This window comes from Microbacterium sp. (genome assembly GCF_029263575.1).
Taxonomy (GTDB): domain Bacteria; phylum Actinomycetota; class Actinomycetes; order Actinomycetales; family Microbacteriaceae; genus Microbacterium.
Genome location: NZ_JAJUFV010000007.1, coordinates 32,247 through 42,685, shown reverse-complemented (window position 1 = coordinate 42,685; position 10,439 = coordinate 32,247). Strand labels below are relative to the sequence as shown.

The following is a 10,439-nucleotide window of genomic DNA, read 5'->3' as shown; positions in this document are numbered from 1 at the left end:
AGGGGAGCCCGCGCCGGCGGGCGTCAGGGGCGGGGCGGGTAGCGGCGGAGGCGCTGGGCGACGGTCGTCCCCATGATGCCGCCGCTCGCGCGGGCGATGGCCGCGATGGTGGCGCCCTCGGCGAGCAGCTCGCGTGCGGCGTCGGCCCACTGCTGCAGGTCGATACCGTCGCCGAGCCGGCGCGCCTGCTCGGGCGTGAGGTCGGGCGATCGTCTCGCGCGCCCCACGGCCTGTCGCTTCGCGCGCACCTCGGGCGCCCACGGAGCCGATTTCGTGTGCGACCTCGAGTTCGCGGCGGCGAGGCCCGGATCCCGGTGCTGCTCGAGCACGGCGAGGTGCAGGTCGCGGTTCCGGTCGTAGGCGACGCGCATCTTCTCGCGGACCGCGGTCCCGACGAGGCGGGTCGTCGCGCCGAGGCCGTGCCGCTCGCGGTACTCGGCCGCGGTGATGTCGTGCGCGAGTCGGGCGTGCGTGGCGAGGTGTGCCCGCCATTCCCCGCACTCGTGGCAGCGCAGCTTGCCGTCGTCGGCCTCGAGCATCCCGTACCGGCCGTGGCCGTCGGGTGCGCCGTAGGCGGTCATGCGACCCCCAGGTCTTCGGCCCACTCGAGCATCGCGTCGGGCACGGCGTCGAGCACGCGCGCGCCGAGCGCGAGGTACCAGCCGCGCGGCTTCGGCCCCGACAGGAGGCCGATCGGCACCCCGTCCTGCGCACCGTGGATCAGGCGCGCCGTCTCGGCGTCGTGCGCCGCGCGCCGCGCATACAGGTCGCCGACCACGCCCTCGCGTGCTGTGAAGCGCCCGCGTTCCCAATCCTTCACGGACTGGCGGGACACGCCGAGCTGGTAGGCGAGGTCGGTCGGTGAGAGCCCGAGCAGGTGGCGGGTGGCGGCGATCTCCGCGCCGGTCATCTTGGTCGTCATCGTCGTCTCCGATCCCGAGCGCCCCACCCGCGACGGGTGGGGCGCTCTTCGTGTCTCAGCGGGCGTTGGCGGCGACGATCTGCCAGAACTCGGCCTCGTCGACCTGGACCGCGTAGCCGGCGGCGTGGTCGCCGAGCACCGCGTCGGCGATCGCGTCGATGTCGAACTCGTCGCGGCTGGCCTCGCCCGCCTCGATGGCGTCGATGATCTCGCGGTTGATGGCCTCGTCGCGGGTGGCGTAGGTGCTCATGTCATCCTCCTGATGATGTGGCCGGGAGCCTGTCTCCCTTGCTCTCCCACGAACATAACCTACCAAAATGGAAGGTGCAAGAATCAGAGATGGGCAGGTAACGACACAAGGCGAGACGCCTACCGCCACGATCTGGCGGTAGGCGTCTCGCGTTGCCCCCGGCGGGGCTCTACGTGCGCGTCATGCGGCCTGCACGCCGGCGCCGGTCACCTCGCTGGCGATGAGCGTGTCGATGCGTGCCGCCTCGGCGAGAGCCGCCTGCAGGGCGTCCTCACTGTCGAACACGGCCCGTTCCACAGCGGCGCGAGCGTCTGCGGCCTGCTCGTCGAGCTCCACAGCCCGTGCGCGGTGCTTCGCCGCCCGCTCCTCCATCTCGTCGATGAGGGTGTTCACCTGGCCGGCGAGGTATCGGGCGACACCGTCGGCGCCGCGCCGGTCGACCTTCGCGGGGATGTCGACGTGGCCGAGCGTGCGCCCCTCGTGTGCGAGCCGCACCGTTCCGGCCCGCCCGTGGTCGAGACGGAAGCCCCGCCAGGGGGCGACCGCCCACGAGCCCGCCAGGTGTCCCTCAGCGAGCCGCACCAGACCGGGCTTCTCGGCTTCGTCCTCGGCAGTCGCGGCCGGTGCGGCGGTGTCGAGAAGTGCCGCCTCGTTGCGCAGCGACCGTGCCCGCTGCTCGGCGAAGTCGGCCCGCTGACGGGCCTCGCTGACCGACTGCAGGTGAACCGAACGGAGCATCTGCAGACGCTTCACCTCGGCGCGGACCTTCGCCTGCTCGAGCAGAAGCGGGTTCCCGGTGGCGAGGGCCTTCACCTCAGCGAACGATAGCGTCGCCTGCGACACGTCCTCGATCTCGCGCGCGGTCGCGCCGGTCGCGTACAGCGCATCGAACGACCGAGACTTCCTTTCGATGGCGGCATAGACGAAGGAATCGAAGGATCCCTCGGTGGCGAGGCGGGTGATCGTGACGTGTCCGGCGAGGTTCCCGGGGCGGACGCCGCGGCCGTCGCGCTGGATCATGTCAGCGGGCAGCCACGGCGCATCCAGATGCCAGATGTGCGTGAGGCGCGTCTGAATGTTCGTCCCCATGCCGAGCTTCGGCGTCGACCCGATCAGCACCGACACGGAACCGTCCCGGCAGGACGCGAACAGCGCGGCACGGGCCTTGTCGGTCTTTGCGTCGTGCACGAACCGGATCCGGTCGGCGGGGATGCCGCGGGCGACGAGCATCGCCCGCAGACGCCCGTACGACGCTGACGTGTCCGGCTTCGGGGTGCCCTGGTCGAGGAACACCAGCTGGAAGGCGCCGGGCGTCTGTGACTGGCCGAACCGGCGCTCTGCCTGCTCGTGGTGCGCATCAGCGATCAGTTCGGCGGCACGGGTCAGCTTCGTCGACTCCTCGTCGATGCCGCGCAGCCGCGGGTCCACTGCGATGGCGCGCCCGTCGCCGCACACGAGGAGCATGTTGTCCTCTTTGGGGGCCCCGTCGGGGGTGGGGCTGTTGCCGCGGATCGCGTCGGCACGCGCGGCGAGTCCCTTCACGTATTCGGCCTGCTGCGGCGACGGATCCACGATCACGGTGTGCTCGGTGCTGTCGGGGCGTGCGAGGCCGAGAGAGGCGGGGTCGAGGATGTCGGCGACCTGCCCGAACATCGTCTTGAGCTCGGGAGTGTTGACGACGCCGACGGGACGCCGGTACATGCGGAACCCGGAACCGTCCGGGGCGACTTCGATGTTCGATTCGTACCGGATGAACGATCCCGTCCACGCGTCGAAGCTCGTCAGCCCCATCTGGTCAAGCACGTCCGGCTGCAGCATGCGCTGCCACACCCACATCTCGGCGAGCGTGTTGCTGAACGGCGTCCCGGAGAACAGGCCGACGATCGGCTTTCCGGGGTGCTTCTCGGCGAGAGCTTCGATCTTCACGTGCAGGTCGGTGGCCCGCTTGGACACTCCCGACCCGAACCCCGAATCGCGGTTCGTGGATCCCGTGTCGAGGCGACGGAACATGTGCGCCTCGTCGATGGCGAGCCAGTCGATGCCGAGCTGATCGAACCAGACGGTTCCCTCGCTGTCGCCGACGCCGTCGCGCAGACGGCCGATCTTCGCCTCTACGGACTTCATCGCCCGAGCGATCGCCTTCGCGCCCTTCGAACCGGCCTCGGCGTCGATCATCGCCTTACGCTTCGCGGCCTTCTCCCGCGCCAGGTATGCCGCCTCGGTGTCCGGGTGGACGGGAATCGACGTGAACGCGGCGTGCGTCATGATCACGGCATCCCAGTTGCCGGTCGCGCACCGGGCGGCGAACAGGCGCCGGGCATCCTTCGTGAGATCGTCGCGGCTGGCGATCAGGAACCGGCCCGTCGGGTAGAGCTGCTGCGCCTCCCGCGCGATCTGGTCCAAGAGATGGTTGGGACAGACAATCGCCGGGCGGGAACTGAGTCCGAACTGCTTGAGCGTCATCGCCGACATCAGCATGCTCGCCGTCTTTCCGGCGCCTACGGGGTGAGCGATGAATGCCCGCTCGCTGGTGACGATGCGCTCCACCGCGGCCCGCTGATGCGTGTACGGCGTGAACGTGTCCGCCAGGCCAGGGAAGGTGAACCCCTCCCCCGTGTACACGCGCGGCACGTGCGCATTGAACCGGGCGTTGTACTCGCTGCAGATGCGCTCAGCACGCGCCTTGTCCTCCCACAGCCACGTCGTGAACCGGTCCGCGAGGAGGGCGACCTTCTCCGCGGCCGCGGCCGACTTCGACGGGTTCTTCACATACCGCTCACCGTCCTCGGTGACGACGCGATCCTTCACCTCCGGCAGGCGCGACATCAGCATGTGCTCGACGATCTTCGCCAGCTCCATGTCCGGCGTCGCGAAGTTCATCCGCGCCTCCGACGACTCTCCCCAGCAGTGCCGCGGGTTCACGTCCCACACGCGCGACGTGCCCTCCACCGACACGCTCACGGCCCGGAAGCCGAGATCGTCCCGCATGAACGCCTCCACATCCGCGGCAGTAATCAGCGGATTCGACGGCGTGATCGTGATGTCCAACGGGCCAAGATCATCCGGCACCACCGCGCGCAGAGCCTCCGCGTTCTCGGTCAGGCCCGCCGCCTCGGCGCGGGCGAGCTTCGCACGCACATCACCAGACAGATACTCCGCCGCCGACACGCACTCGCCCCGCTCATCCCAGAACACCAAGCCCGACAGGGCGGCACGCGTCGCCTCCTCATCGGGCAGGGCGAGCAAGTCCCGGATCCGGTCGAGGTCGATGCGTCCCGACTCCCCGAGCGACACCGACACGGCCTCCGCGGCGGTATCGACCCGGTCGACGTGCACGGGGCGGCGGTTCACGCGCCGCGTGAGGATCGGTGCCGGTGCCGCCTCGCCGGTGTCCTGATCGAATACCTCGAGCGCGAACACCAGCGACGACGCCGGGTCGGAACGGAACCCCGCCATCGGCGGGCGCCGCCACGACAGGGCGGGAAGGCCCGTCTCCGGGTCGACCTTGCCTTCCACGAGCGTTCCCCGGTTCAGCGGGCCGTACTCGGCGACGTACGCCTCGTACTGGTCGAGGGCGACTTCCCGGATCGGGACGAGCGCGTCATCGTCGAGGTCATATTCGGCTTCGAGGTCGACCAGTTCCACGGCGATGTCCCGCAGCGTGATCAGTGCCCGCAGTTCCTCGCTGGCACGCACCGGCTTGTACTGGCCGTCGGTGATCTTCACGATCTGCCCGTCCTCCCACACCTGGAAGGAGCCCTCGGCGTGCCCGAGCGGGGATTCGAGGATCACGTCGGACAGGTCGTCGCCGGCCTGGCGGGGCGTGAACGCGGGCAGGCCGCTGTCAATCAGCTCGGCGACCGCCTTCTCGATCGCCACGACCGGGTTCGTCGCCTTCACCCGAAGTGGCATCTGGTAGGCGCCTGTCGCCTCGTGGACACCCGCGATCTGCCCGGTGCGGCCCTCCCAGTAGCGGGAGATCGGCTGGGCGTCATACGTGCCGCCGCCGACCCTCGGCCGCATGTCCATCTCCCGGTACTGTCCCGGGGCCAGTTCGAAGTCGCCCGCGAACCGGTACGGGGCGACCGTGTGGGCCTCATCGTTCCGACGCAACACGACGATGTCCGCCGGAACCTCCGTCCCCGGGAACACTCCCGACGGGAGCCTGACGGCACCGATGAACGCGACATCCTCCGACCCGCGGACGAGCTTCGCCAGATCCCCACCGTCGAGCATGTGCCGCGACGTGATCAGGACGGCGTACCCGCCCGGACGCAGCGCGAGCATCGCCCGGTGGAAGAAATAGCCATGCAGGTTCCCGTCGAAGTCGTGCAACGGGTCATGCACGCGCGCCGACGAGAACGGCACGTTCCCCACCACCGCATCCGCCTGCCCATCCGCAAGCGCAGTCTCTTCGAGCCTCCCGGTGTGGATCTTCGCGTCCGGGTTCAACAGCGACGCGATGCGCGCCGAGGTCGGATCGATCTCCACACCCGTCCACGACACGTCCCACGCCTCCGGTGTCGCGTCGATCACCAGGCCCGAACCGCACCCGAGCTCAACCGCATTGCCGCCCGTGAAGCCAGTCGCCGCGAGCACACGGAACAGGGCGTCGGTGACGGTCGGCGGGGTGAAGAACGACGTGTCGACCTGATCGCGGGCATGCGCGAACGCTTCCTCGCTGAGGAGGTCGTCGAGATCGTCGGCGATCTGCAGCCACTTCCCCTCCGGGGTCGTGTCGAACGCCTTCGCGAGCGGCCCCCACCCCTCGAAACCGCGCAGCGTCGCGCGCTGCTCAGGCGTAGGGCGGGTGCCAGGGGGCAGGGACAGGGCGAGTCGAATCGCATCGAGAGCAGTAGCAGTCATGCCCCCTGCATGCGCGGGTCCGGCGAGGGGTCTACAGGCGCGGAATCACGCGGCGAGCAGCCCCGTGGTCAGACCGTGTAGTGCAGGGGACTGGTCGTGTGGGTGTTGTCCACACCTCCGGTCGATCCAGGGCGAAGAACCGAACGGAGGAATGTCGTCTTTTGATTTCCGAGATGCCGAGCGCCGTTCTGAGCCGCGACGGTGTTCGCGGATGGGAACAGGGGGCGGTCACGCGTCGCCGGCTTCACCGTCCCGTGATGCGGCGCGAGGAGCACCGTGTAGTCATGAGCGAGCCGAAGCGTGTTCGCACTGGGCGCTTGGAGTCGCAGAAGACTACTGAGCCCGACCCCCTCGCAGTCGCCGAAGTTGACCAGTCGGTCCCTGACGTCGTGCACGAGGCTCATCGCATTGTTGTAGCGACGCAGCTTCGCCATGAGCTTGGAGACGTCCAGCGTCGGATTCGATTGGTTGATTGCACCGATCAGCTGATTCCCCGTGAGCTTCGAGGTGACAGGTTCCGCCGAATCGTCTGCCTGGTCCGGGAACCACCCGGTCCCGTAGACGACATCGATCGCTTCTTTCACTTCCGGCACCTGCGCCGCGAGGCCCTCAAGCTCCTCGTTGAGGTCCGTGAGCACATTCCGAGTGCGCGTCGGGAACGGGGCGAGATCACGCGGCGGCCAATGGCATGTCCACGTCTCGTCAGCGCCATTGAACGTGTCCCCTCGTGCGACAGGCCGGTGCGAGACGTGAACGCCAGCGCGACGCCACTGTCCGAAGAGATCGAGCGCCGCACTGAGCGGGCCGGCGGAAGCAGTGAACGCCGCTTCGAGAGCGAGACGCACGACGGGTACCGTCTGTGCGGCTCGGGGGAATCTCGGCGTGTGAAACACCACCTTCTTCGGTAGTGCAATATGGGCGAGGCTCGTGACCAACGTCGGATACGCGGCGAGACCGTGCCAATGGTCCCGATCGAAGTGTGTGACGGCAATCGTTTTGAGCTTCGGCGTCTGCTTCGCCAAGGCGCCGTACAACTGGAACGCCGACCAACCGCCATTCCCAGACGGCCCCGACCCACAGTCCGTGACCATGACCTCGCGTTCGCCCGTGTAGATCGAGCACGCGCCGTCCCCGACGTTGATGACCTCAGCTTTCACGGTCCGGCCCTCCGTTCCGGCGTCCGTCGTAGTTCCCCAGGAACGTGAGGTCACACCCCCGGCACCGGTATCCGCGTCCTTCGAAGTGTAGGACGGTCCCGCAGGCGGTGCATGCCGGCTGTGCCGCGAGATCGAGGTCGTCGCTCATCGTGTCCTTCCCCGTCGCGCGGCGTCGGGATTCCCGATCGACTCGCGCAGCGCTGCGACGTACGCGTCTGTCCTGCTCGTGGCCGGTCATGCGGCGTCCTCGATCGCATCGCAGTTGCTGCGCACCGGACGCACCACGGGGCCGGGCTCTTCCGACCACACCTGCACGGTCCGGCGGCTCACGCCGACGGCTTCGGCGACGACTCTCTGCGAGATGCCGTCGCGCACCGCATCGGCTGCGAGGCGGCGACGCCACGCGGCGGTCTCGGTGTGCAGCTTCCCGATGGTTTCGAGCATGGCGACCTTCACGTGCAGCGGCGGGGTGTTCGTGCGGGCGAGCACCCGACGGATCTGTTCGAACGTATCGGCCGCGCGCGACGTCATCTCGCGGAGGTGGGAGACATGCCGCGCCAGGCGGCGCGCTTTCTCGCGGCTCATCGTCGGCCTCCCCCCGGTCGAGGAAGTCCCGCACACGCGGCGGGCCACTGTCTCATCTGGCTCGGTCATCGGGTCCTCTCCGTCCCTGCCCCACCCGGTGTGGGGCTCGGGCCCTCCATGCGCGGGCACCTGTCCCGTCTGCATCATGCGCACCCGCTCGCCGAACCCGGACCGGCCCGCGCATGAGCAGCGGTGCGTGCCGGGCATCACCTCCCGGTGCGCATGATCCCCATGTAGCCACCACGCACGAGAAGAGCCCACGCACATGACCGCCACCACGACGCCCACCCCGACCGGTTATCAGGGCCCGATGATGCGTGCCCTCCCCGCTACAGCACGGTTCGCGCGGACACTGTCCTCCAACGGGAACTCCACATCGCACCGGCAGCGACGTCCTCTCTGTCGCCCCGCGCATGTGCTTCGCAGCGCATCCCGCGCGCGATTGGAGGACACCACCATGAACACCACCGAGACCGGTTCGAGCACCCCGCTCTCGCCCATCCTGCCGCTCCCCGACACCCGGCTCCCCGACCCCGCGGTCGACGCGGGCCGAGAGCTCGTCGCCCTCGCCGCCGCCACCGCGACTGCTGCCGCACCGGTCGGTGCCCGCACCTTGTCGGACGCCACGCGCGACGTGCTCGCCACGCTGACGCCCGAGCAGATGACCGAGACGGTCGTCGCGCTCGTCTCTGAGCTTCGCGACCAGATGCTCACCGCCCACACGTACCGCCTCGAAGCCACCCCGTTCTGAGGAGGGAACCGTCATGACCACTGGAACCGTTGGCGCCGCCACTCCGGGCGCCCTCTCCCCCTCCCCGATGAACAGCGCCACCATCGTCGCGCCGGAACCGTGGATGGCACAGTCGCTGTGCGCACAGACCGACCCCGAGATCTTCTTCCCGGAGCGCGGCAAGAGCACCCACCACGCCGCGAAGCAGGTCTGTAACCGGTGCGATGTGCGCGAACAGTGCCTCGCCTACGCGCTCCGCAACGGCGAAACCGAGGGCGTCTGGGGCGGTCTCAGCCCCAACGAACTCCGCAAGCTCCGCAAGGCCCGCGGCGAGACGAGCAAGCCCGTGCAGGTGTTGTGCTTCCGCGGCCACGACCTCACCCCGGACAACGTCTACAAACTCAAGAACGGACGCACCATCTGCAAAGAGTGCGCCCGCCACAACGAGACACGGAGGGCGGCATGACCGTCGAGCAGCACACCCAACAGGTGCAGGCTCCTCTCGAGCCCGTCCCCCCGATGCCGACCGCGTCGACGCGCACCCACAGCGGGCCCGACAGCAGCCGCACTCCCCCGCACGACCTCCTCAGCGAGCAGTCCACCCTCGGCGGCATGCTCCTGTCCAAGGACGCCGTCGCGGATGTCGTCGAGACGATCCGCGGGAGCGACTTCTACGTGCCCAAGCACGAGATCATCTTCGACGCGGTCCTCACCCTGTACGGGCACGGCGAACCCACCGACGTCGTCACCGTCACCGACGAGCTGATCAAGACCGGCGATCTGCAGCGCGCCGGTGGTGCCGACTACCTCCACTCGCTCACCTCCATCGTCCCGACCGCCGCGAACGCCGGCTTCTACGCGAGCATCGTCAAGGAACGCGCCCTCCTCCGCCGTCTCGTCGACGCCGGCACTCACATCGCACAGCTCGGCTACGACGGGCAGGGCGACGCCGTCGACATCGTCAACCAGGCACAAGCCGAGGTGTACGCCGTCACCGGCCAGGAACAGGCCGAGGACTACGTGCCCCTCGAACAGGCCCTCGGATCCGCTCTCGAAGAGATCGAGACGGCGAAGTCCCGAGACGGGGAGATGACCGGCGTCCCCACCGGCTTCACCGAGCTCGACGACCTCACGAACGGCTTCCAGCCCGGCCAGATGATCGTCATCGGCGCCAGACCCGCCGTCGGCAAATCGACGCTGGCTCTCGATACGGCCCGATCCGCCGCGATCACCCACGGAATGCCCACGATCGTGTTCTCCCTCGAAATGGGCCGTTCCGAGATCGCGATGCGCATGCTCTCCGCCGAGGGCAACATCCCCCTGTCGCGGATCCGCAAGGGCGACATGGACAACCGCGACTGGACGAACCTCGCCGCCACGCGCGGCCGCATCAACGACGCGCCCCTGTACATCGACGACAGCCCCAACATGACCCTCGTGGAGATCCGCGCAAAGTGCCGCCGCCTCAAGCAGCGCGTCGGCCTCAAGCTGATCGTCATCGACTACCTGCAGCTCATGACCAGCGGCAAGAAGGTCGAGAACCGTCAGCAGGAAGTCGCCGAGTTCTCCCGTGCGCTCAAGCTCATGGCGAAGGAACTGCAGGTGCCCGTCGTCGCGCTCTCCCAGCTGAACCGTGGCTCCGAGCAGCGCGCCGACAAGAGGCCGATGCTCAGCGACCTGCGCGAGTCCGGATCGGTCGAACAGGACAGCGACATCGTGATCCTCCTGCACCGCGACGAGGTGTACGACAAGCAGGCGCGTCCCGGCGAAGCCGACCTGATCGTCGCCAAGCACCGCAACGGGCCGACCGCCGAACTCGTGCTGGCCGCTCCCCTGCACTACTCGAAGTTCTCTGACCCCGGCCAGTTCGACTAACCCGGCGTTCTCCCGCCCCCGCGCATGCCCTTCGCGACAGCCCGCCCCCTGAGG

At 68.8% G+C, this 10,439-nt stretch carries 8 protein-coding genes and 1 pseudogene; 3 read left to right on the top strand and 6 right to left on the bottom strand.

The window, feature by feature from the left end:
• Nucleotides 1–23: 23 nt before the first annotated feature.
• The 6 genes from Q1J95_RS01595 to Q1J95_RS01570 form a co-directional block, all read right to left on the bottom strand.
• The gene (locus Q1J95_RS01595) at nt 24–581 is read right to left on the bottom strand and encodes a hypothetical protein (protein ID WP_300265518.1); all 558 of its coding nucleotides are present in this window, start codon (nt 579–581) and stop codon (nt 24–26) included.
• Nucleotides 578–922 (bottom strand): helix-turn-helix domain-containing protein, encoded by a 345-nt coding sequence (locus tag Q1J95_RS01590; protein ID WP_300265517.1) that lies wholly within the window; start codon nt 920–922, stop codon nt 578–580. Before Q1J95_RS01590 ends, Q1J95_RS01595 begins: the two co-directional genes overlap by 4 nt.
• Nucleotides 923–977: 55 nt before the next feature.
• Nucleotides 978–1,172, bottom strand: coding sequence for a hypothetical protein (locus tag Q1J95_RS01585; protein ID WP_300265516.1), 195 nt, complete (start codon nt 1,170–1,172; stop codon nt 978–980).
• Nucleotides 1,173–1,352: 180 nt separating this feature from the next.
• Entirely contained in the window at nt 1,353–6,038 is a 4,686-nt protein-coding gene (locus Q1J95_RS01580) for a helicase-related protein (RefSeq protein WP_300265515.1), read from the bottom strand.
• Nucleotides 6,039–6,106: 68 nt separating this feature from the next.
• Nucleotides 6,107–7,195: a hypothetical protein gene (locus Q1J95_RS01575; RefSeq protein ID WP_300265514.1), complete on the bottom strand. Its 1,089-nt coding sequence runs from the start codon at nt 7,193–7,195 to the stop codon at nt 6,107–6,109.
• A gap of 234 nt (nt 7,196–7,429) precedes the next feature.
• A complete protein-coding gene (locus Q1J95_RS01570; protein ID WP_300265513.1) occupies nt 7,430–7,780 on the bottom strand; it encodes a helix-turn-helix domain-containing protein in 351 nt (116 codons plus the stop codon).
• 457 nt (nt 7,781–8,237) lie between these two features.
• Here Q1J95_RS01570 and Q1J95_RS01565 point away from each other — a divergent pair, with 457 nt between their 5' ends.
• The 3 genes and pseudogenes from Q1J95_RS01565 (at nt 8,238) to dnaB (ending at nt 10,385) form a co-directional block, all read left to right on the top strand.
• Nucleotides 8,238–8,531, top strand: a complete 294-nt coding sequence (locus Q1J95_RS01565; protein WP_300265512.1) for a hypothetical protein — start codon at nt 8,238–8,240, stop codon at nt 8,529–8,531.
• Between the two features lie 67 nt (nt 8,532–8,598).
• Nucleotides 8,599–8,832, top strand: a pseudogene (locus Q1J95_RS01560) (WhiB family transcriptional regulator); the annotation flags it as partial.
• 197 nt (nt 8,833–9,029) lie between these two features.
• Complete coding sequence (gene dnaB / locus Q1J95_RS01555) at nt 9,030–10,385, top strand: replicative DNA helicase (protein WP_300265519.1); 1,356 nt, start codon at nt 9,030–9,032, stop codon at nt 10,383–10,385.
• Nucleotides 10,386–10,439 lie beyond the last annotated feature (54 nt).